The sequence below is a fragment of the Stenotrophomonas sp. Steno-Z2 genome, assembly GCF_056393235.1.
The window spans coordinates 734127-755979 of sequence record NZ_JBWJOY010000002.1; the positions used below are offsets into that span (position 1 = coordinate 734127).

The window sequence follows — 21853 nt, forward strand, 5'->3', positions numbered from 1 at the left end:
AAGGCGAGTCGGATATTAACATTTTATCAACGCGCGGTGCGGTACGGACCCCATGCGGGTTCGCGCACATCACCGTCAGCCAGGACCAGACGCTGGCGGACCCGCGCGTCGGCCGATACGGCATACAGCACACCACGCCCGCCCTCGCGGGCGGCATACAACACCATGCCCGCGTTGGGCGCGAAGCTGGGCGATTCGTCCAGCGAACCCGGCGACAGCGTGCTCCAGCGCGGCGAGCCCAGGCTGCTGTCCATCAACGCGATCTTGTAGCTGTTGCCGCTGCCCTGCGCCATCGCCAGCTTCTTGCCGTCGAAGGACACCGACACCTTGGCGTTGTAGTTGCCCTGGAAGGTGACGCGGCTGGCGCTGCCGCCGGAAGCCGGCACCTGGTAGATCTGCGGGCGGCCGCCACGGTCGGAGGTGAAATAGATGGTGTTGCCGTCCGCGCTCCAGGTCGGCTCGGTATCGATGGCGAAGTGGTTGGTCAGCTGGGTCAGCTGCTTGCTGCCCAGGTCCATCACGTAGATCTCGGGGTTGCCGCTGCGCGAGAGGGTCAGCGCCAGGCGGCGGCCGTCGGGCGAGAATGCCGGGGCGCTGTTGATGCCGCGGAAACTGGCGACCAGTTCGCGAGCGCCGGTGGCGATGTTCTGGATGTAGATGGCCGAATTGCCGCGCTCGAAGCTGACATAGGCCAGGCGGCCGCCGTCCGGGCTCCACGACGGCGACAGCAGCGGCTCGGCCGAACGCACGATGGTCTGCGGGTTGTAGCCGTCCGAATCGGCCACCATCAGCGCGTAGCGCATGGCGTCGCCGCGGCCGCTGGCGGTGATGTAGGCGATGCGGGTCCAGAAGGCGCCGCGCACGCCGGTGATCTTCTCGTAGATGGCGTCGGCCATCTGGTGGGCGACGTCGCGCATGGCGTTGGAACGCGCGGTCATCGCCAGGCCGAGCATGCGCTCGCCCTTGGCCACGTCGAACAGCTCGTATTCGACGCGGTAGGCGCCGGCGCCGGCGTCCAGCACGCGGCCGACCACCAGGTAATCCTGCTTGAGCGCGCGCCAGGTCGGGTATTCCACTTCGCTGCCGCGGGTCGGGCGCTGCACGATCTGCGCCTCGGGCAGGGTGCGGAACTGGCCGGAACGGTCCAGGTCCGCGCGCACCACCGCCGCCACGTCCGTGGCCGGCGCACCGGCGCTGCCCTGGTAGGGCATGGGCACCACGGTGATCGGCAGGGCCGATGCGTTGCCGCCGATGATGTCGATCTCCAGCCCCCGTTGCTGCGCCATCGCCACCAGGGGCAACAGCAGTACGGTCAGGGCGGCCAGCCAGCGAAGCGGTTTCTTCATGGGGTGCTCAACGATCGGATGAACAGGGGGACAAGGGATAGCAGCAGGCGGATGAACATTTTCGCAATCGTGAACGAAAATCCCGTGAAATCCAGCCCCCGGCACCGGAATCGGCGCCGACGGGCCGGCAGGAAGCGTCACCGAGGGTGCCGATGGCGGCGTGAAGCCACCGCGATTCAGCGGTCCTGCGCCTCGAACGTGAAGTTCAGCGTGCGCTGGAACACCGACTCGAAGCCACGGTACGGCAGCGGCTGGGCTCGCAGCACCGCCGCCTCGACCGAACGCCGGCCGGCGTCGTCGTAGGGGCAGCCGGCGGCGAACTGCACGTCCACCACCTCGCCGCCGGGCAGCTGGCGGATGGTCAGGCGGCAGCGCTGGCCGCGCGGGATCGTGTCCGGGCGCACCCATTGGTTGAGCACCGCCTGCTGGATCGCCGCGGCGTACTTGGCGGTCAGGTCGTTGCTGGTGCCGCCCTGCCCCGGCGACGCCTGCGGCGTGCCGCTGGCCGGCGAGGCGCTGGACGAAGCGGCCTGCGCGCGCGCCTGGGCGTCGGCGACCTGGCGCGCGCGCTGCTCGGCGAGCTTGAGCTCACGCTCGGCCTGCTCGCGCTTGCGGCGGATCTCGGCGATCTTCTGCTGGCGTTCCTGCTCGGCCTTGGCCTCGTTGGCCTTGCGCTGTTCCTCGGCCAGCTTCTTCTGCCGGTCGGCTTCTTCCTGCTGCCTGGCCAGGCGCAGTTTCTGCTCGGCCTCTTCCACGCGCTTGCGTTCGGTCAGGTCGATCTGCTCCTGGCGGCGCTTGGCTTCCTGCTCCTGCCTGGCCTTCTCTTCGGAGATGGCCAGCGCGCTGACCCGCTCCTGGTCGACCGTATCCGGCTGGGCGATGCGCTCCTGCGCATTGTGCTGCTGCGGCGTGGGCGCGTCCTGCGGGCGGGGTTCGGGAATCGGCTGCGGCGGCGGAAGGGTGTCCTCCGGTACCGGCTCGGGCTGCACGTCCTGCACCGGCTCGGGCAGCGGCGGCAGCTTCTCCGAGGCGCGCAGCGCGCTGCGCGCGGCCGCGGCCTCGGCCGCCGACAGCTGCAGGCTGGCCTCCACCGCCGGGTCGCCGGCGGCCGCCTCGGTGCTGCGCGAAGGCGACCACAGCCAGGCGATGATGAACACCAGCGCGACCAGCACGTGCACCAGCAACGCCAGTACGACGGGCATGCCCCATTCGTTGCCGGGGTCGCGCGGCGGCGGCAGAGCGTCAGCGTGCATCGGTCGCCAGACCCACCTTCTCGATCTTCGCCGCCTTGATCACGTCCATCGCGGACACGACTTTTTCATAGGCCACGGCGCGGTCGGCGGCGACGATCACGCGCAGGTTCTTGTCCTGGGACGCCATCGCGCCCAGCTGCGCCTGCAGCGCGGCCGCCTCCATGCGCTCGGGGCTCTTGGCCTCGGGCAGCTTCAGGCTCAGCTGGCCGTCGGCCAGCACCGAGACGATGACCGGGTCCTGCTTGCTCTCCAGCGCCTTGGCGTTGGAGGTCGGCAGGTCGACCTCGAAGCTGAGCGTCAGCAGGGGCGCGGTCACCATGAAGATGATCAGCAGCACCAGCATCACGTCGATGTACGGCACGACGTTGATCTCGGATTTGAGCTTGCGGCGCTTGCGCCGGGAAATGCCTGAAATCATGGGCTGTTCCTGTGCGTGCTGGTGCGCGTGGCCGGCATCATTCGTCGGCGCCGGACTGGCGCTGCAGGATCGAGCTGAACTCCTCGGCGAAGGTCTCGTAGCGCACCGACAGCCGTTCCACGCGGGTGGTGAAGCGGTTGTAGGCCCACGTCGCCGGGATCGCCACGAACAGGCCGATGGCGGTGGCGAACAGCGCCTCGGAAATGCCCGGCGCCACCGAGGCGATGCCGGCCTGCTCGCCGCTGCTGATCATGTCGTGCATGGTCACCATGATGCCGAACACGGTGCCGACCAGGCCCACGTAGGGGGCGTTGGAGCCGATGTTGGCCAGCAGCTCCAGGTTGCGCTCCAGCCCGTCGACCTCGCGGGCGAAGGTGGTGCGCATGGCGCGCTGGGTGCCTTCCAGCTGGGTGCGGCTGTCCAGCCCGCGGCGGCCGTTGAGGCGGCTGTATTCGCGGAAGCCGGACTCGAAGATCGCCTCCAGGCCATCGACCGAACGGTTGCGGTCGGCGGCCGAGGCGTACAGCTTGCCGAGGTCGGCGCCGGACCAGAAGCGGTTCTCGAAGTCGTCGGCGGCGCGGTCGGCGGCCTTGAACACGCGCGCCTTGCGGAAAATGATCACCCAGCTGATGAACGAGCCGGCCAGCAGCAGCAGCACGATCAGCTTGACCGGGATGCTGGCCTTGAGCATCAGGTCCAGGTAGTTGATGCCGCCGTGGCTGGCGCCGGCCACGGTCTGCGCCGCGGCGGCGCTGACATCGGCCGGCAGCGCCTCGGTCACGGTGGCCTGCAGGGCCAGAAGCAAAGCGATCATCCGTTGTTCCTCAATCTTGCGCGTGTTGGGTTTGGAACTGCTTGAGCGTGGCGTACAGCGTGTCGTCCATGGCCTGCGGCCGGAAATCGCGGGCGCCGACCGCGGCCAGCCGCACCTGCGCGGTCACCAGCGGCTGGCCGTCGCGCAGCACCGCCTGGCCGATCACCAGGCTGGCACGGCGGCACTGCAGCAGTTCCACCGTGGTCTGCAGCGCGTCGTCCAGCCGCGCGGGCTTCAGGAAATCCAGCGTCATCGCGCGGACCACGAACACCTGCCCATCGCCACTGCGCATGGCTTCCTGTCCATAGCCCATCGCCCGCATCCATTCGGTGCGCGCGCGCTCCATGAAGGCCACGTAGCGCGCGTGGTAGACCACGCCGCCAGCGTCGGTATCTTCCCAATAGATGCGTGTCGGCCAACTGAACCGCGCCTCAATCGACATCGGGCTGCTCCACGAACAGGTCGGCGGGCGCGGCCTTGGGTTTCAGCCCCATGTGCCGGTAGGCCTTGTGGGTGGCCATGCGGCCGCGCGCGGTGCGCACCAGGAAACCCTGCTGGATCAGGTAGGGTTCGACCACGTCCTCCAGCGTGCCGCGCTCTTCGGACAGGGCCGCGGCCAGCGATTCGATGCCGACCGGGCCGCCGTCGAAATATTCCACCAGGGTGCGCAGCAGGCGCCGGTCCAGCTCGTCGAAGCCTTCCGGATCGACCTTGAGCATCTGCATCGCCGCCTGCGCCACGGCATCGTCGATGTGGCCGCCGGCCTTGACCTGGGCGTAGTCGCGCACGCGCCGCAGCAGGCGGTTGGCGATGCGCGGGGTGCCGCGCGAGCGGCGCGCGATCTCGCCGGCGCCCTCGGCGCTGCAGTCGATGCCGAGGATGGCCGCCGAGCGGCGCACGATGCGGGTCAGCTCCTCGGCCGAATAGAACTCCAGCCGCTGCACGATGCCGAAGCGGTCGCGCAGCGGCGCGGTCAGCAGGCCGGCGCGGGTGGTGGCGCCGATCAGGGTGAACGGCGGCAGGTCGAGCTTGATCGAGCGCGCGGCCGGGCCTTCGCCGATCATGATGTCGATCTGGAAATCTTCCATCGCCGGGTACAGCACTTCCTCGACCACCGGCGACAGGCGGTGGATCTCGTCGACGAACAGCACGTCGTAGGGCTGCAGGTTGGTCAGCAGCGCGGCCAGGTCGCCGGCCTTCTCGATCACCGGCCCGGAGGTCACGCGCAGGCCCACGCCCAGTTCGTTGGCGATCACGTGGCTCAGCGTGGTCTTGCCCAGCCCGGGCGGGCCGAAGATCAGCACGTGGTCCAGCGCCTCGCTGCGCGACTTCGCCGCCTGGATGTAGATGTCCAGCTGCTCGCGCACCGGCGCCTGGCCGAGGTAGTCGGCCAGGCGGCGCGGGCGGATGCTGGCATCGGCGGCTTCGTCCTCGCGGGTGGCGCCGGCGGCGATGATGCGGTTGTCGGTCATGCGTGGATTATGGCGGAGAAGCGGCGCCGGCGCGTGTACCGGAGGCGCCCGGCCACACCTTCGCGCCGCCCGCCGCGCCCGGCCCCTGCCCCATCAGATCTCCACCTGCGCGCCCAGTTCCACCAGCCGGTTGCCGGGGATGCGGAAGAAGTTGGTCGCCGGGGCGGCGTTGCGGTGCATGAAGGCGAACAGCTTGTCGCGCCACACCGGCATGCCGCGGTTGGCGCTGGCGACGATGGTCTCGCGGCTGGCGAAGAAGGTGGTGTCCATCGGGTCGAAGTAGACCCCGCCATGGTCGCAGGAGCGCATCAGCGCCAGCGGCACGTCGGGCGTCTCCATGAAGCCGAAGCGCACGTAGATGCGGTAGAACTCGTCGCCCACAGGCTCGATCCGCAGCCGCTGCCCCGCCGCCGCGTACGGCACCGGCAGGGTTTCCACGTGCAGGAACACGTTGCGCTCGTGCAGGACCTTGTTGTGCTTGAGGTTGTGCATCAGCGCGTGCGGCACCACCGTCGGGTCGGCGGTCAGGAACACCGCGGTGCCCGGCACCCGCACCGGCGGCGCCAGCATCAGCCCGGGCAGGAAGGTGTCGATGCGGATGCCGTCCTTGCGCACCTCGTCGCGCAGCAGCTCGCGGCCGCGGCGCCAGGTGCGCATCATGGTGAACAGCACGATACCCAGCGCCACCGGGAACCACGCGCCCTGCAGCAGCTTGGCGCCGTTGGCGACGACGAAGCCCAGGTCGATCATGAAGAACACCACGCACAGCGCCAGGATCCAGCGCTGCGCGCGCGGCCACAGTGCGCGCGCCACCAGCGCCAGCAGCAGGGTGTCGATCAGCATCGTCGCCGACACCGAGATGCCGTAGGCCACGGCCAGGTTGCTGGAGCTGCGGAACGCCAGCACCAGCCCGAACACCATCAGCGCCAGGCCCCAGTTGATGCCGGGGATGTAGATCTGGCCGATGGTGTCGTGCGAGGTGTGCAGGATGCGCATGCGCGGGATGTAGCCCAGCTGCATGGCCTGGCGCGAGACCGAGAACGCGCCGGTGATCACCGACTGGCTGGCGATCACCGCCGCCATGGTCGCCAGCACGATCATCGGGTACAGCGCCCAGCCCGGCACCGCCTCGAAGAACGGGTTGGCCACCGCGTCCGGCCGCTGCAGCACCAGCGCGCCCTGCCCCAGGTAGTTCAGCACTAGGCAGGGCAGCACGAAGAAATACCAGGCATGGCGGATCGGCGGCGCGCCGAAGTGGCCCATGTCCGCGTACAGCGCCTCGCCGCCGGTCACCGCCAGCACCACCGCGCCGAAGATGAAGATGCCGTGCCAGCCGTGTTCCATGAAGAAGCGCGCCGCCCACCACGGGTTGAACGCCTTGAGCACTTCCGGCGCGGCGAAGACGTTCCAGATGCCGATCGCCGCCAGCGACAGGAACCACAGCATCATCACCGGGCCGAACACCTTGCCCACCTTCTCGGTGCCGAAACGCTGCGCGGCGAATACCGCCGCCAGTACCACCAGGGTGATGGGCACCACGAAATGGCCCAGCGCCGGCGCGGCCACCTGCAGGCCCTCGACCGCGCCCAGCACCGAGATCGCAGGGGTGATCACGCCATCGCCGAAGAACAGCGAGGCGCCGAAGATGCCGAGGATGCCGACCACGTAGGCCGAGCGCGAGCCGTTGCGCAGGGTGCGCTGGGCCAGCGCCATCAGCGCCATGATGCCGCCCTCGCCGTCGTTGTCGGCGCGCATGATGATGGTCACGTACTTGAGCGTGACCACCATGTTCAGCGCCCAGAACGCCAGCGACAGCACGCCCAGCACCGTGTCGTGGTCGCTGTCCAGGCCGTAGTGCGGCGAGAACGCTTCCTTGAGCGTGTACAGCGGGCTGGTGCCGATGTCGCCGAACACGACGCCGATGGCGCCGATGACCAGCGCCAGGCCGCCGGCGGCGCCGGGGCTGCCGTGGTGGCCGGAGGTTTCAGGCTTGGAAGCGTGGGACATGGTGGTCTCGATCGCCCATGAAGGGGGAATGCGTCAGCGCAGCGCCGATTGCAGCGCCCTGCGGATCACCGCGGCGACATCGTCGCCCTCGGTGGCCGCGTCGCGCGCCATCTTCGCCGCCTCGGCGGGTTTGTAACCCAGTTGCTGCAGGGCCACCGTCGCCTCGGACACCGGGTCGGTGGCCAGCGGCCCGGCCACCGGCGAACCGCCGCCGGCGAAATCGGCCGCCTTGTCGCGCAGCTCCACGATCATGCGCTCGGCGGTCTTCTTGCCGATGCCGGGGATGCGGGTCAGCGCGGTGATGTCGCCGGCCTGGATCAGCCGGCCGAACTCGTCGACGCTGGCGCCGGACAGCACCGCCAGCGCGATCTTCGCGCCGATGCCGGTGACCTTCTGCACGTCGCGGAACAGCCGCCGCTCGCCTTCGCGCAGGAAGCCGTACAGCGACACGCTGTCCTCCTTCTGCGCGTAGTGGGTGAACAGCACCACCTCGCGGCCGATGTCGGGCAGGTCGTAGAAGGTGCTCATCGGCGCCTCCAGCTCGTAACCGACGCCGCCCACGTCGATCACCAGCCACGGGGGAGCCTTGTGGGCGAGGATGCCGCGCAGACGACCGATCATTCGAGTGCTCCTGGTGCTGTTTCCTTCCCCCTTCGGGAGAAGGTGGCGCGCAGCGCCGGATGAGGGGTGAACGGAGTCAAGGAAGGCGAACGGCAGAGTTCGTTCTGCTGCATTGAATGTTGTCCATCATGACTTCGTTGCCCCTCACCCCACCCCCTCTCCCGCAGGGAGAGGGGCTTTGAGTCCGCGCGCGCCTCGTTCATTTCCGGCTCCACGCGGAACGCACGTCCACGCCCAGGCGCCCGGCCGTGGCGCGCACGTGCGCATGGGTGATGGCCACGGCCAGCGCGTCGGCGGCGTCGGCCTGCAGCCTGCCCTGCAGCCCGAGCATCAGCCCGACCATGTGCTGCACCTGCTGTTTCTCGGCGCCACCGCGGCCGACCACCGCCAGCTTGATCTCGCTGGCCGCGTACTCGCTGACCGGCAGGTCGCGCAGCACCACCGCGCACAGCGCCGCGCCGCGCGCCTGGCCGAGCTTGAGCGCCGAGTCGGCGTTCTTGGCCATGAATATCTTCTCGAGGGCCACTTCCTGCGGCTGGTACTCGTCGATCAGCGCGTGCACCCCGTGCACCAGCCGCTTCAGGCGCTGGGCGAAATCCGCCGCGCCCAGCAGCACCAGCGGCTGGTGGTGGACATGGCGGGCGCGCCCGCCGGCATCGATTTCGATGATGCCGATGCCGGTGCGCTGCGAGCCGGGGTCGATGCCGAGGATGCGGGTCATTGCCGTGGCGGCCGGGAAGGGACGGCCGCCATGATCGGCGGCCGCCGTCTCACGGGACGGGACGCGGGCGCGCCGTCAGGCCTGCTCCAGCCCGGCCTGGTCGACGTTGGAGTACACGTCCTGCACGTCGTCCAGGTCCTCGAGCATGTCCAGCAGCTTCTTCACCTGCAGCGCGGTGTCGCCGGCCACGGCGATGTCGTTGTCGGCGCGGAAGGTGATCTCGGCGTGGTCGGCGGCCAGGCCGGCGGCGTCCATCGCGTCCTTCACCGACTGGAAATGCTCCGGCGCGGTGACCACGTCGATCGAGCCGTCGTCCGGGTAGACGACGATGTCGTCGGCGCCGGCCTCGATGGCGGCTTCGGTGATCTTCTCCTCGTCCGCGCCCGGCGCGTAGGTCAGCACGCCCAGGCGCTTGAACATGAAGGCCACCGAGCCTTCGGTGCCCATGTTGCCGCCGCACTTGGAAAAGGCGTGGCGCACGTCGGCCACGGTGCGCACGCGGTTGTCGGTCAGGCAGTCGACGATGACCGCCACACCGCCCGGCGCGTAGCCCTCGTAGCGCACTTCCTCGTACTCGACGCCCTCCAGCTCGCCGGTGGCCTTCTTGATGGCGCGCTCGATCACGTCCTTGGACATGTTCGCGGCCAGGCCCTTGTCCATGGCCACGCGCAGGCGCGGGTTGTTGTTGGGGTCGCCTCCACCGCCGCGGGCGGCCACGCCGATCTCGCGGATGATCTTGGTGAAAATCTTGCCGCGCTTCGCGTCGGACGCGTTCTTGCGGGCTTCGATGGAAGGACCTCTACCCATGGGGATCTACCGTACATCTGTCGGGAACAGGGGGCGGATTCTACCCGATCCCCGCACCGCGCCCCGTCATGCCGCCCGCTGCGCGCCCCCTGCGCCGAAGCGCCCGTCGCGCAGGAACGCGGCGGTCAGGGCGGCCACCTCGGGCGACAGCACCAGCCCGCTGTGGCTGACCGGCACCACGCAGTGGTCGGCCAGGCCCGGCAGGCGGGTCTCGGCCAATGCCACGGTGCCGTCGGAGTCGCCGTGCAGGGCCCCCATCAGCGCGCCCAGGCCATGCGGCACGCTGCCGGCCACCAGCCCCACTTCGGCGCGCCCGTGCCATTCCGGCAGGCCGTGCAGGAGCAGGCCGCCGCTGCGCCCCAGCGCCGCCGCCCAGCCATGCCCGGCCAGCGCCCGCGCGGTCTCGCTGCCGCACAGCGGCGACCCCAGGCAGACCACGCGCGGCACGTCCAGTCCGGGCGCCTGCCGCAATGCCTCCAGCGCGACCAGTCCGCCCAGGCTGTGGCCGACCAGCGACACCCTGCCCTGCCCGCGCAGCCGCTCGATCAGCGACGGCACCGCCACGTCGGGGCCGCCGAATACGCTGGGATAACCGAACGTGCTGACCTCGAAGCCGCGCGCGCGCAGGCGCCAGGCCAGCGGCCCCACCCACGCCCGCGCGTTCCAGATGCCGTGCAGCACGATGACGCGGGGATTGTCTGCAGGCACGGTGCTCATGTGGGCAGTGTCCCGCATCCGCCCGGCCGGCGTCATCACCCGTCCTCGACGTGCACGCCTGCGGAACACCCCGCCGCGGGATGTTCCGCAGGCCGCGGCCTCAGCGCAGCTGGTACTCGAACTGCACCGCCACTTCACGGCCCACCGGGCTGTAGACGTCATAGAAGTAGGGGAAGCTGCTGTTCGTCTCGTCGTGCGGGTGCAGGTTGTTGAACAGGTTGTTGACGTACAGCTTCAGCGCCGCCTTGTCGGTGATCTTCCGGCCGACGTTGGCATTCCACAGGAAATGCACGCCGGTGCGGCCCACGCCGCCGTACTTGGGCAGGCTGCCGTAGCGGGTGCCGAACACGCCCGCCGACCAGCCGCCCAGCCGCCAGTCCATGCCGGTGGTGATGCGGCTGCGGAAATCCAGGTTGTCCGGGTCGTCGCGCCAGTGCTTCTGCACCGGGTCGGTGGCCTGCACCTGGCGTTCGGAGGCCAGCGTGTGCGACCAGTTCAGGCGCATGTTGTAGCGCCCCCAGCGCGCGGTCTGCAGCCGCCAGTTGAGCCCGGCGTCGATGCCCGCCACGCGGCGGTGGGACTGGTTGATCGGCAGGGAGCGGATCTCGCTGACGCGGCCGATGCTCTGGCCTTCCTCCGGCGTGCGCGTGACCAGGCTGGTGATCAGCTGGCAATAGCCCGAATCGGCGGCGAAGTCGAACGGCTGGCCGTTGAGCTTGCGGCCGGTGCGGCAGCCGGCCTCGCCCTGCAGGATGTCGGTATTGGAAAGACGCTCGAGCGCGCCGTTCAGTTCGATGTTCCAGTAGTCGGCATTGACCGACAGTCCCTCGGCGATGTCCCACACGAAGCCGGCACTCCACGACTTGCCGGTCTCCTCCTCCAGCGCCGGGTCGCCGCGGGTGACCGAGAACATCGAATAGCTGTAGCCCGAACAGCCGGGGTTGGCGCCGGCCTCGATGCAGCGCCAGGGGTCGGTGCTGGTGCCGAAGCTGCCGCTGCCTTCGCTGAACACCCAGTGCATGTCCGGCGCCTTGAAACTGGTGGCATGACTGGCGCGCACCAGCAGTGAATCGAACGGGCGCCACTCCAGGCCGGCGTTCCAGGTCTTGGCGTCATTGACGTCGGTGATGTCGTCGTACTTGTCGAAACGGCCGGCCAGGCTGGCCTTCAGCGTGTCCACGATGGGGATGCTGAACTCGACGCCGGCGGCATAGCGGTCGCGTTCGCCGCCGCCGTTGGTGCCGGTGAGGTTGTACAGCTGCACCACGCCCGGCTGCACGCGCGGGTCGCTGTCCAGTTCATAGCCCTGGCGGCTGGCTTCCATCACCACCGCCATGCCCAGCGGCCCGGCGGGCAGCTGGAACAGGTCGCCGGTGAGCACGAAGCTGCCGGTGGTCACCCACGACTCGGCCTCGTACCGGGCCAAGGTGGAGATCGAGGCGTACTCGTCCGGCGTCAGCGGCCGCAGCCAGCGCTCCAGGTTCATCTGGTGGATCGGCACGCCCTTGTCGGTGGTACCCAGCTGCGGGCCGAAGAAGAAATCGTTGACCAGGTTGCCGACCATGCGCCGGCGCGTGCGCTGGAAGTCGTATTCGGCGCGGCTCAGGGTGACGTCCCAGTCGAAGCGCTCGGCCAGGCGCCCGCGCAGGCCGACGGCCAGGTCCACCGAGCGCTCCTTGTAGTGCTGGTTCATCTCCGCCACGCCGCCCAGGTCCACCGGCGACAGATAGCGGGTCGGGGCGATCACCGCGCCGAACTGCGGATCGTAGAAGTCGCCGCGGCGCCCCACGCCGTCGGTATGCGGACCGGTGATGCTCTCGAAGCCACCCAGCGATTCGGCCTTCGAATCCCACACCTGCAGCGATGCCCAGCCCTGCAGCGCATCGTTGAAGTCGTAGGTGCCGAACACATAGGCGGCCGCCTCGTTCTTGCCCTTGCTCAGGTGCGCATAGCCCACGTCGTTCCAGCTGCCGCAGGCGTCGCCCAGGGTCTGCACCCTGCCGCTGCTGATGCGGCGGTAGGTCCAGTCGACGAACTCGTCGCCCCACCGCTGGCAGGTTCCCTCCGGCAGCGCGATCAGCGGGTTGCTGCTGCTGGTGCCGCCGCGGCGGATGCGCAGCGTGGCGGTGGGTTCGGCACCGATGCGCGGGTCGATCCGCGGATTCCGGCGCACGTCCCAGTCGTCGCGCTGGAAACCATAGAGCAACTCCTGGGCGTAGTACTGCAGCGCGTAGGTCACGCTCCAGTTGTCGCCACTGCGGCCGCCGGTCCACTGCAGGTCGGCACGGTCGCGGCCGCCCATCGTGCTGGTGCCGCCGCGCAGCTTGAAGACGTCGCCTTCATAGCCGCGCTTGAGCACCACGTTGACCACGCCGGACACGGCATCGGCGCCGTAGATGGCCGACGCGCCACCGGCCAGCACCTCGATGCGCTCGACCGCGCCTGACGGAATATTGCCGAAATTCTGGAAGTTGCTGCGGCCGCCATAGGGAAACGGATAGTCGGCGGCGCGGCGGCCGTCGATCAGCAGCAGCGAACGCCCCGGCCCCAGGCCGCGCAGGTTGAGCGGATGGGCGTTGGCGGAAAAGCCGCCGGACAACTCCGTCTCCACCGCGCCACCGGCCATGACCAGCGTTTCCAGCGCCTCGAACACCGTGGCGTGGCCTTCGTTCTCGATCTGCTGGGCGGAGATCACCATCACCGGCGACGGGCCTTCCACCTCGGCGCGCTTGATGCGCGAACCGGTGACCTGCACTGCCGCCATGTCGCGGGCTTCGGCCTCGGTGGCGGCGGCCGGCGACGATGGGCGTGGTTCCGGCGTCGCGACCGGAGCGCGCGCGAGCGTGATCACGCCGCCGCGGGTGCTGCGGTGGACCAGGCCGGTACCGGCCAGCAGCCTGTCCAGCGCCTGCTCCACGGTGTACTGCCCGGCGAGCGCCGGCGCCATGTGTCCGCGGACCAGGTCCGGCGGCACCATGATCTGCACGCCCGCCGTCTCGGCCAGCCGGTTGAGCGCCTCGCCCAGCGGCTGGCTGGCGACGGCGAACTGGTGCGTGGCCGCCTGCTGCGCGAACGACGCCGGCGCCGTGCCCAGCAACGAGATGCCCAGGGCCGTGGCCAGGGCGGTGGCGACAATGGAACGGCGGGGGCGGTTGCACGCCCGTGTGGTGTTTCTCATCTGGCTCCCCAATGCAATGTCGGATGGCGGCCTGCGGCAGGCTCCCCCCTACGCAGACGCAATGGAACGCGTATTCCTCACCCCCCTTTCCGCACGGTTGCGCCCGTGCCGCACCTGCGCTTACCGTCGGCGGGCTCCTCACCGTGGATTCCTTCACGATGCCGCCATTCACTGCAGACCAGGTCCTGGCCATGCGATGGGAACCGGACCACGTCCGGCATTTCCGCCCCATGCTACTGCGCTACTTCCGCCGCCACCTGCAGCACGATGCCGACGCCGAGGACCTGACCCAGGAGGCGCTGATCCGCCTGGCACGCTCGCCGGCCCGCGTCGACAACGCCGAGGCCTACGTGCTGCGGATCGCTTCCAACCTGCTGCGCGACCGCTTCCGCCGCGACCGCAGCCACCATGCCGGCCAGCATGAGCCGCTCGACGCCGCCCTGCACGAGCTGCCCAGTGAGGAACCGGCCAGCGACCACGTCTACGCAGGCAGGGAACGGCTGCAGCGGTTCCTGGCGGCGCTCGACGAACTGCCGCCGCGCTGCCGCGAGGTCTTCCTGCTGCAGCGCTACGAAGGCATGACCTACGCCGCCATCGCGCTGCAGCTGCAGGTGAGCGTGAGCGCGGTGGAAAAACATATGATGCGCGCCCTGCTGCACCTGCAGGCGCGACTGGCGGAAACATGAGCAGACCGGACCTCTCCGCCGTCGACGGCGGCAACACCGTGGAGCAGCAGGCGACCGCCTGGTTCGTCCGCCTGCGCGCCGATGACGCCAGCGAGCGCGACCGCCAGGCATGGCAGCAATGGCTGCACGCCGATCCCGGGCACCGCACCGCCTACGGCCGCGTCGAGGCGCTGTGGTCGTCGCTGGGCGAATTCGCCGCCGCGCCCGAGCTCGCCGTGCGCATGCCGCGTCCGCGCATGGCATCCCGCGCGCCGCGCCGGCGGCGCTGGCTGGCCGCGGCGGCCGCGGCGACGGTGCTCGCCTGCGCCACCGGCATGGCCTTCCTGCTGCTGGCGCCGCGGGCGGTGGAGAGCGCGTACCGCACCGACATCGGCGAACGCCGTTCGCTGCAGCTGGAGGACGGCACCCGCGTGGACTTGGACGCGGATACGCGGGTGCAGGTGCGCTACGACCCTCACCAGCGCCTGGTGCGCCTGGAGGGCGGCCGCGCCTTCTTCCGCGTGGCGCGCGACAGCGCGCGCCCGTTCCTGGTCCAGACCAGCGCCGGCAGCGTGCGCGCGCTGGGCACCCGCTTCGAGGTATCCCGGCTCGGCGACGCCGCCGACGTGACCCTGTACGAGGGCAGCGTGGAACTGCGGGGCGGCACCGACGCCGCACGGCCGGCGACGCGCCTTGGCGTGCTGGTTCCGGGGCAGCGCGCGCGCATGGCCGAGCAGCGCATGCAGGTGACCGACGCGGCGGTCGCGGCAGGCTCGGCACCGGGCTGGCTGTCCGGGCGGCTGGTCTTCAACGACACGCCGCTGCCGGAAGCGGTGGCCGAGTTCGGCCGCTACAGCTTCAAGCCGGTGCTGCTGGCCGACCCGGGGCTGGCGTCATACCGCGTCAGCGGCGTGTTCCGCGGCGAGGACGTGGAAGGCTTCATCCAGGCGCTGGGCGAGGTCTACGGCATCCCCGAACACCACACCGCCGACGGCGCGCACGTGCTCGGCAAGGCGCCCTGAGCCGGTGCGCCCGCGCGGTGCGGGCGCCGGCTGCCCGGCCCCGCCGCGGACGCATGGGTTCAGTCGTGCCGTGCCGGTCGGCGCAGGATGAACTCGCGGTCGCGCGTGCGGCCGACCGGGAATTCGTATTCGCCGACCTTGCCGAAGCCGTGCCGCGCATAGAAGCGCTGCGCGCCCAGGTTCTCCGACCAGACGCCGATCCACAATGTGCGCGGGCCGGCCTGCAGCAGCCACTGCTCGGCCTGCGCGAACAGCTGGCCGCCCCAGCCGCCGCCCTGGTGGTCGCGCAGCACGTACAGCCGTTTCAGCTCGCCATCACCAGGGCGTACCTCGGCATGCGGCAGGCCGCAGGGGCCGGCGAAGGCGAAGCCGACCGCCTCGCCACCGACCTCCAGCAGCCACGCGGCGTAATCGCCCGATTCCAGCTGCCTGCGCTGCAGCTCCAGCGGATAGGCGCCGGCCAGGTAATCGGCCAGGTCCTGCGGCGGGTAAAGGTGACCGAACGTCTCCACGAAGGTACGTCCGGCCAGCGCGCACAGCGTGGCAGCGTCATCGGGCAGCGCGCGACGGATGGCGCCGGCCATCGCCGCTCAGCCCCTGGCCGGCTGCGGACGCACCTGCACGTGCACCTCGGCCAGCTGCGCGTCGGCGATCGGCGACGGCGCGTCGGTCATCAGGCACTGCGCGCCGGTGGTCTTCGGGAACGGGATCACGTCGCGGATCGATTCGGTGCCGGCCATCAGCGCGGCGATGCGGTCGATGCCGAAGGCGATGCCGCCGTGCGGCGGCGCGCCGTAGTTCAGCGCGTCCAGCAGGAAGCCGAACTTGGCGCGCGCTTCCTCGGCGCCGATGCCGAGCAGCTCGAACACCGCGCTCTGCATTTCCGGGCGATGGATGCGGATCGAGCCGCCGCCGATCTCGTTGCCGTTGAGCACCATGTCGTAGCCGCGCGACACCGCGGTCCGGGCATTGGCGCGCAGGTCGGCCACGTCGTCGACCGCCGGCGCGGTGAATGGATGGTGCAGGGCCACGTAGCGCTGCTCCTCCTCGTCCCATTCGAACATCGGGAAGTCGGTGACCCACAGCGGGCGCCAGCCCTCGGCGACCAGGCCGAAGTCCCGGCCGGCCTTCAGGCGCAGCGCGCCCATGAAGTCGGAGACCTTGTTGTAGCCGCCGGCGCCGAAGAACACGATGTCGCCGTTGCCGGCGCCGACGTGCTTGACCAGCGCGGCGAAGGATTCCTCGCTGAAGAACTTCTGGATCGGCGAGCTGACCGCGCCGGCCTCGTCGATCTTGATGTAGGCCAGGCCCTTGGCGCCGTACTTGGCGGCGTGCGCGGCGTACTCGTCGATCTGCTTGCGGCTGAGCGACGCGCCGCCCGGGATGCGCAGCGCGGCGACGCGGCCTTCAGGATCATTTGCCGGGCCGGTAAATACGGCGAACTCACTGTCCTTGACCAGCGCGGCCACGTCCACCAGCTCCAGCGCGATGCGCAGGTCCGGCTTGTCCGACCCGTAGCGGCGCATCGCCTCGGCCCAGGTCATGCGCGGGAACTGCGCGTCGAGCTCGACGTCCACGACTTCCTTGAAGATCGAGCGGATCATGTCCTCGACGAAATCCTGCACGTCGCGCTCGCGCACGAAGGCGAATTCCATGTCCAGCTGGGTGAATTCCAGCTGGCGGTCGGCGCGCAGCGCCTCGTCGCGGAAACAGCGCGCGATCTGGTAGTAGCGGTCGAAGCCGGCCACCATCAGGATCTGCTTGAACAGCTGCGGGCTCTGCGGCAGCGCGTAGAACTCGCCCGGGTGCATGCGCGCCGGTACCAGGAAGTCGCGCGCGCCTTCCGGGGTGGCCTTGGTCAGGATCGGGGTTTCGATGTCCTGGAAGCCGCGCGCGTCCAGGTGGCGGCGCAGCGCCTGCACCAGCCTGATGCGGGTGCGCTGCATGCGCTGCATTTCCGGGCGGCGCAGGTCCAGGTAGCGGTACTTCAGGCGGGTGTCCTCGCCCGGGTTTTCGTGGGCGTGGAACGGCAGCGGAGCGGCCTTGTTGAGCACGGTGATGCGGCTGGCGATCACTTCCACCCGGCCGGTGCGCATCCTGTCGTTGACCGCGTGGCGCGCGCGCACCACGCCTTCGACCTGCAGCACGTCCTCGTAACCCAGCGACGCGGCCACGGCGAACACCTCGGCGTTGTCGATCTCCACCGTCACCTGCACGATGCCTTCGTGATCGCGGAGATCGATGAAGCAGACGCCGCCCTGGTTGCGGGCAACGTCGGTCCAGCCGGCGAGGGTCACGGTTTGGCCGATCAGGGTCTCGTCGACCAGGCCGCAGAAGTGGGTACGCATGGAAAGCTCCGCAGGGGGATGACCGGCACGGGAGGGTGCCGGCGAGCCGGCTATTTTGCGGCCGGCCGGCGAACGGGGCAAATCCGCGCCGCAGTCACGCCCGCTTAAGCCGGCCCCTTCCTATAGTTCGCCCCATCCAGACCTGAACAGGGACGCCGCCATGTACCGCCCGCTTCTGCTCGCCGGACTTTCCGCCCTCCTGCCGGGCGCCTTCCTCGCCGCCGACGCCGCCGCGCAGTCGCCCTACGGCAATGGCCCGGGCACGGTGGCGGCGGTGCGCTGCGAGAGCATCAACAACCGCCAGCAGGTCTGCAATACCGGCTGGCGCGACGCCATCATCGTGCGCCAGCTGTCCAGCACCCGCTGCGTCGAGGGGCAGAACTGGGGCAGCCGCGACGGCATGGTGTGGGTCGGCAACGGCTGCCGCGCCGACTTCGGCCCGGGCCGCGGCGGCTGGAGCGGCGGCGGCAGCGGCAACTGGAACGGCAACAACGGCACCATCCGCTGCGAAAGCAACGACAACCGCCAGCGCGTGTGCAACACCGGCTGGCGCGGCGCCACCCTGGTCCGGCAGTTGTCCAGGACGCAGTGCATCGAGGGCCGCAACTGGGGCAGCGGCAACGGCTCGGTCTGGGTCAGCAACGGCTGCCGCGCGGAGTTCGCCGAGGGCCGCGGCGGCTGGGGCGGCGGCGGCTGGAATGGCGGCAACGGCCAGACCATCCGCTGCGAAAGCAACGACAACCGCCAGCGCGTGTGCCGCACCGACTGGCGCCGCGCCACCCTGGTGCGGCAGCTGTCCAAGTCGCAGTGCATCGAGGGCCGCAGCTGGGGCAGCAGCAACGGCGCGGTCTGGGTCAGCGACGGCTGCCGCGCCGAGTTCGCCGAAGGCCGCGGGGGCGGCTGGGGCGGCGGCCATGGCGGCAACTGGGGCGGCTCGGACTACAGCATCGAATGCAGCAGCGACGACAACCGCCTGCGCTCCTGCGCCTGGGACCGCCGCCAAGGCCGCCCGGTGCTGATCCAGCAGTTGTCCAGGACCCAGTGCGTGGAAGGCCGCAACTGGGGCTACAACGGCAACAGCCTGTGGGTGAACGACGGCTGCCGCGCACGCTTCGGCGCACGCTGACGGCCGGCCTTGCGCGGGAATCCAGGGGGCGCCGGTCAGGCGCCCTTTTCCGTGGCCGGCATCGTGGCGCCCCACGGCGGCGGCGGCGCGTCCACCGGGCGCGACAGGTCGAACTCGACCTGGAACAGGCGGCCGTCCGGGCGCGACAGTTCGTAGAGGAAACGCCTGCCCGGCTCCACCTCCATCGCCCAGGTATTGCGCACCGAGCCGGCCAGGCCCTCGCGCCCGAACATCGCCACGGACTCGGCGTCCACCGGGAACTCCTGGCGCAGCGCGGTGCCGGCCTCGCGGCTGTCGCCGCCGTAGAGCGTGACCGCATCCGCCGTGCCGTCGGCATGGCGGTGGTCGTGCTTCAGGCGCAGGCGCGCGCCGATGCGGGTCAGCACCCACGTCCGCGAGCGGTCCTCGCCGACGTGGAACGGCACGCGCAGCTCCTGCTCCGGCGCGTCGCACCCGCGCACGTGCATCACCAGCGCCTTGCCCTCGAACGGATCGGGCGCGGCGCTGGCCGGGTGGTTGGCGACCACGCGGCCGGCGAAGGCCTGGCCGCAGTGCTGCGCCAGCGCGGCCAGGAAGGCGGCAGCGCCGGCATCATCGGTGGCGCGGGAAACCGGCGCCGCCATCGACGCCACCGGAACGAGGAACAACGGCAGGAGACCTGCGAGCACGGAACGTTTCATGCCCCGACCCTAGCCGCTGCCCCCGCCCGCGACAAGCCGCCCGGGCGCACTGCCGCGGCTGCGCCAGGCGTTCGCACGGTCGCCGGAGCCCCGGTTGCTTGCCGTCGGCCAGCCCGGCGCGCACGCCGGCATCCAGCAGTTCCCCGTGGGATCGGGCACCCGGTTGCGTCAGCTCGGTCCGCTGCTGCGAAGCATGGAGGCCGCAGGGCGCATCGAAGCGCCCGTGCACGCGCTGCCCGTTGCCGCCCCGCCCCCTGCCCCGGTGCCGGTGCAGCGCAGGCGGGCGATGCCACGCGCCGGCATGAGCCGCCCCGCGCGGCCTAGCCGGACGGTGGCCGGGCGGCGTCGACCGCGCGCGAGGCGTCCGGCGACGGCACAGTGGCGGTTTCCCGCGCCACCGCCGCTTCCTGCGCGGCCTCGCCGCGCAGCGGGTCCACGCTCAGCGGCGCGCGCAGCAGCAGCGACGGCAGCAGCGTGTTCAAGGCCGCGTACAGCAGCAGCGCGCCGTACAGCACCGCCGGCGCGTCGAAGCGTTCGCGCATGATGCCGGCCAGCACCAGGGTGAAGATCAGGGTCGGCGACAGCGCCAGCGACACCCGCAGGCTGGACTGGAAGCTCTCGCCGAACAGCACCCGCCGCTGCAGCCAGACCACCGCCACGCGCAGCGGCAGCACCACCAGGGTGATCACCAGCCCCAGCCCCAGCGCCTCGAGGCTGAGCGCGTCGCCGGGCACGTGGGTGCCGGCGTTGAAGAAGTAGAACGGCACGAAGAACGAGGCGAACAGGCGCAGCGCGTGCAGGTTCTCGTGCGAGGCCAGCAGCGGCATGCGCTGCTGCAGCAGGCGCGCGACCAGGCCGGCGATGAAGGCGCCCACCAGGTAGTACACGCCCAGCGAATAGGTGATGTAGGCCGCGAGCAGGCCGACCATCACCAGCAGCGAGAACTCCGAGCCCGGCGCGTGCGGCGCCACCCAGCGGCCGAGGCCGACGAACAGCAGCGGCAGGCCCACCATCATCGCCAGCAGCGCCAGGCTGGACAGCGCCATGTGCGCGGGATCGCCGGCCTGCAGCACCACGAACAGCGCCGCCAGCGCCAGCAGCTCGCCGGCGATGGCCTTGCTGCTCACCCAGAACCGTTCGGCCTCGTCCAGGCCCAGCCGCGCGAGCGAATCCATGATGAAGCCGGTCGATGGCGTGAGCAGCGCCAGCGCCAGCAGCCCTGCGGCCTGCCACTGCAGGCCGCCGTAACGCCAGCCCAGCCAGGCCACCCCGGCCAGGGTCAGGCTGCGGATCAGCAGGTGCACCAGCAGCGGCCACATGCCGCGCCGCAGGTCCTGCAGGTCCACCTCGAGCCCGGCGAACAGGAACAGGGAGGAAATGCCCAGCGTGGCCAGCAGCGTCACCACCGGGTCGTGCGCGCCGTCGCCCAGCCACAGCATCGCGCCGATGCCGAACGCCAGGCAGGTGAGCGGCGCCGGCACGCAGAAGCGCTGCAGCGCGCGCGGGATCACCAGCAGCGCGAAGATCAACGACAGGTAGACCAGTTCGCGGCTCATGCGCCCGGTTTCCGTTCCGACAAGGCGCACAGGGTACACGCGCGCCTGCTGTCCGCGTACCGCCGGGAGCATGGGCCGGACGCGGGCCGTGGCCGGTCGCGGCATGGCCCCCGCGGCGGCTCAGCCCAGGTGCGCGGCGGCCAGTTCGCCGACCCGGCGCAGGACCGCGTTGCGGCCGGCGTCGTCCAGCGCGGCGCCCTGCAGGTAGCTGGCCAGCACCCAGGGCGAGCCGCCGCGCTCCGGCCACAGCACGGCGATGTCGTTGGTGGTGTCGCGGCCGTTGCTGCCGGTCTTGTCGCCCACCCGCCAGCCCTCGGGCAGGCCCGCGCGCAGCCGCGCGTCGCCGGTCCCGTTGTCGATCAGCCAGTCGGCCAGCTGCCACCGCGAGGCTTCGTCCAGCGCATCGCCGAGCACGAAGCGCTGCAGGTTGCCGGCCATCGCCGCCGGGCTGGTGGTGTCGCGCGGGTCGTCCGGCGCGAAACGGTTGGCGTCCGGTTCGTAGCGCGCGGTGACGGTGACTGCATCGCCCTGGGCGCGCAGGAAGGCGGTCAGCCCGGCCGGCTCGTCGACCAGCGGCAGCAGCAGGTTGGCCGCGGCGTTGTCGCTGGTGGTCATCGTCGCCCGGCACAGGTCGCGCACCGTCAGGTCCTTGCCGGCATGGCGCGCGGTGACCGGCGAGTGGTCGACCAGGTCCGCGTCCCGCACCGGCACGCGCCGGTCCAGCGACAGCCGGCCCTGCCCGGCGCGGTGCAGAACGGCGGCGGCGAGCAGGAACTTGAAGGTGCTGCACATCGGGAAGCGCTCGTCCATGCGATACCCGAAGCGGGTGCCGCTGGCCGGGTTCCACAGGCACACGCCCAGCCGGCCGCCGCTTCCGGCCTCCAGCGCGGCGAAATCGCCGGCCGCGGGCGCGGATGCCGCCGCGCCGGACGCGCGGGCCAGCGCGGGGGCGGCGACCAGGCCGGCAAGGGCGGCGCCACCGAAGGCGAGGAACTGGCGACGGGCGATCATGCGGAAGCTCTCCTGGGGCATCGGGTGGCGGCGATTATTGGAAGCCGCGGCCGCTTTCCACCAGCACGAAAAACCATCGGAAGCCATTAGA

At 70.6% G+C, this 21853-nt stretch carries 20 protein-coding genes; 3 read left to right on the forward strand and 17 right to left on the reverse strand.

The genetic code is table 11. The features are described from left to right. Positions 1-26: 26 nt before the first annotated feature. The 12 genes from tolB to AC06FP_RS08430 form a co-directional block, all read right to left on the reverse strand. Complete coding sequence (gene tolB / locus AC06FP_RS08375) at positions 27-1346, reverse strand: Tol-Pal system beta propeller repeat protein TolB (RefSeq protein ID WP_456118438.1); 1320 nt, start codon at positions 1344-1346, stop codon at positions 27-29. A 176-nt stretch (positions 1347-1522) separates the two neighbouring features. Continuing rightward, positions 1523-2599 (reverse strand): cell envelope integrity protein TolA, encoded by a 1077-nt coding sequence (tolA, locus tag AC06FP_RS08380; RefSeq protein WP_478075186.1) that lies wholly within the window; start codon positions 2597-2599, stop codon positions 1523-1525. Then, the gene (gene tolR / locus AC06FP_RS08385) at positions 2589-3017 is read right to left on the reverse strand and encodes a protein TolR (protein WP_456118436.1); all 429 of its coding nucleotides are present in this window, start codon (positions 3015-3017) and stop codon (positions 2589-2591) included. The genes tolA and tolR overlap by 11 nt, the downstream gene beginning before the upstream one ends. Before the next feature lie 37 nt (positions 3018-3054). Next, positions 3055-3831 (reverse strand): protein TolQ, encoded by a 777-nt coding sequence (tolQ, locus tag AC06FP_RS08390; RefSeq protein WP_456118435.1) that lies wholly within the window; start codon positions 3829-3831, stop codon positions 3055-3057. A 10-nt stretch (positions 3832-3841) separates the two neighbouring features. After that, a complete protein-coding gene (ybgC, locus tag AC06FP_RS08395) occupies positions 3842-4273 on the reverse strand; it encodes a tol-pal system-associated acyl-CoA thioesterase (protein ID WP_456118434.1) in 432 nt (143 codons plus the stop codon). Beyond that, positions 4263-5303: a Holliday junction branch migration DNA helicase RuvB gene (ruvB, locus tag AC06FP_RS08400; RefSeq protein ID WP_456118433.1), complete on the reverse strand. Its 1041-nt coding sequence runs from the start codon at positions 5301-5303 to the stop codon at positions 4263-4265. Before ruvB ends, ybgC begins: the two co-directional genes overlap by 11 nt. 93 nt (positions 5304-5396) lie before the next feature. Then, on the reverse strand, positions 5397-7310 hold the full coding sequence (locus AC06FP_RS08405; RefSeq protein ID WP_456118432.1) for a potassium transporter Kup: 1914 nt from the start codon (positions 7308-7310) through the stop codon (positions 5397-5399). Between the two features lie 33 nt (positions 7311-7343). Then, positions 7344-7931, reverse strand: coding sequence for a Holliday junction branch migration protein RuvA (gene ruvA, locus AC06FP_RS08410; protein WP_456118431.1), 588 nt, complete (start codon positions 7929-7931; stop codon positions 7344-7346). A 199-nt stretch (positions 7932-8130) separates the two neighbouring features. Next, complete coding sequence (ruvC, locus tag AC06FP_RS08415) at positions 8131-8652, reverse strand: crossover junction endodeoxyribonuclease RuvC (protein ID WP_478075187.1); 522 nt, start codon at positions 8650-8652, stop codon at positions 8131-8133. 75 nt (positions 8653-8727) lie between these two features. Beyond that, entirely contained in the window at positions 8728-9459 is a 732-nt protein-coding gene (locus AC06FP_RS08420; RefSeq protein WP_478075188.1) for a YebC/PmpR family DNA-binding transcriptional regulator, read from the reverse strand. 66 nt (positions 9460-9525) lie between these two features. Next, positions 9526-10176 (reverse strand): lipase family alpha/beta hydrolase, encoded by a 651-nt coding sequence (locus AC06FP_RS08425; protein ID WP_478075189.1) that lies wholly within the window; start codon positions 10174-10176, stop codon positions 9526-9528. Positions 10177-10276: 100 nt separating this feature from the next. Then, complete coding sequence (locus tag AC06FP_RS08430; RefSeq protein ID WP_478075190.1) at positions 10277-13354, reverse strand: TonB-dependent receptor domain-containing protein; 3078 nt, start codon at positions 13352-13354, stop codon at positions 10277-10279. A gap of 191 nt (positions 13355-13545) precedes the next feature. Between AC06FP_RS08430 and AC06FP_RS08435 the strand changes: the two genes are divergently transcribed. Together AC06FP_RS08435 and AC06FP_RS08440 are read left to right on the forward strand one after the other, a co-directional pair. Beyond that, a complete protein-coding gene (locus tag AC06FP_RS08435; RefSeq protein ID WP_456118426.1) occupies positions 13546-14040 on the forward strand; it encodes an RNA polymerase sigma factor in 495 nt (164 codons plus the stop codon). After that, positions 14037-15041: a FecR family protein gene (locus AC06FP_RS08440; protein WP_478075191.1), complete on the forward strand. Its 1005-nt coding sequence runs from the start codon at positions 14037-14039 to the stop codon at positions 15039-15041. Before AC06FP_RS08435 ends, AC06FP_RS08440 begins: the two co-directional genes overlap by 4 nt. Before the next feature lie 59 nt (positions 15042-15100). Here AC06FP_RS08440 and AC06FP_RS08445 read toward each other — a convergent pair whose 3' ends face one another. Next, positions 15101-15625, reverse strand: a complete 525-nt coding sequence (locus tag AC06FP_RS08445) for an N-acetyltransferase family protein (protein WP_478075192.1) — start codon at positions 15623-15625, stop codon at positions 15101-15103. A 6-nt stretch (positions 15626-15631) separates the two neighbouring features. Further along, positions 15632-17389, reverse strand: coding sequence for an aspartate--tRNA ligase (gene aspS, locus AC06FP_RS08450; RefSeq protein ID WP_478075193.1), 1758 nt, complete (start codon positions 17387-17389; stop codon positions 15632-15634). 160 nt (positions 17390-17549) lie between these two features. Here aspS and AC06FP_RS08455 point away from each other — a divergent pair, with 160 nt between their 5' ends. Beyond that, positions 17550-18515 carry a DUF3011 domain-containing protein gene (locus AC06FP_RS08455; RefSeq protein ID WP_478075194.1) on the forward strand — a complete coding sequence of 322 codons (966 nt, stop codon included), beginning with the start codon at positions 17550-17552 and terminating at the stop codon, positions 18513-18515. A 35-nt stretch (positions 18516-18550) separates the two neighbouring features. Here the strand turns inward: AC06FP_RS08455 and AC06FP_RS08460 are convergent, their stop codons facing one another. The 3 genes from AC06FP_RS08460 to blaCESS all read right to left on the reverse strand — a co-directional run bounded on the left by AC06FP_RS08460 (position 18551) and on the right by blaCESS (position 21762). Further along, positions 18551-19195 carry a hypothetical protein gene (locus AC06FP_RS08460; RefSeq protein ID WP_478075195.1) on the reverse strand — a complete coding sequence of 215 codons (645 nt, stop codon included), beginning with the start codon at positions 19193-19195 and terminating at the stop codon, positions 18551-18553. 320 nt (positions 19196-19515) lie between these two features. After that, positions 19516-20751 (reverse strand): cation:proton antiporter, encoded by a 1236-nt coding sequence (locus AC06FP_RS08465; protein ID WP_456118421.1) that lies wholly within the window; start codon positions 20749-20751, stop codon positions 19516-19518. 120 nt (positions 20752-20871) lie between these two features. Then, on the reverse strand, positions 20872-21762 hold the full coding sequence (gene blaCESS, locus AC06FP_RS08470; RefSeq protein WP_478075196.1) for a CESS family extended-spectrum class A beta-lactamase: 891 nt from the start codon (positions 21760-21762) through the stop codon (positions 20872-20874). Between the last annotated feature and the right edge of the window lie 91 nt (positions 21763-21853).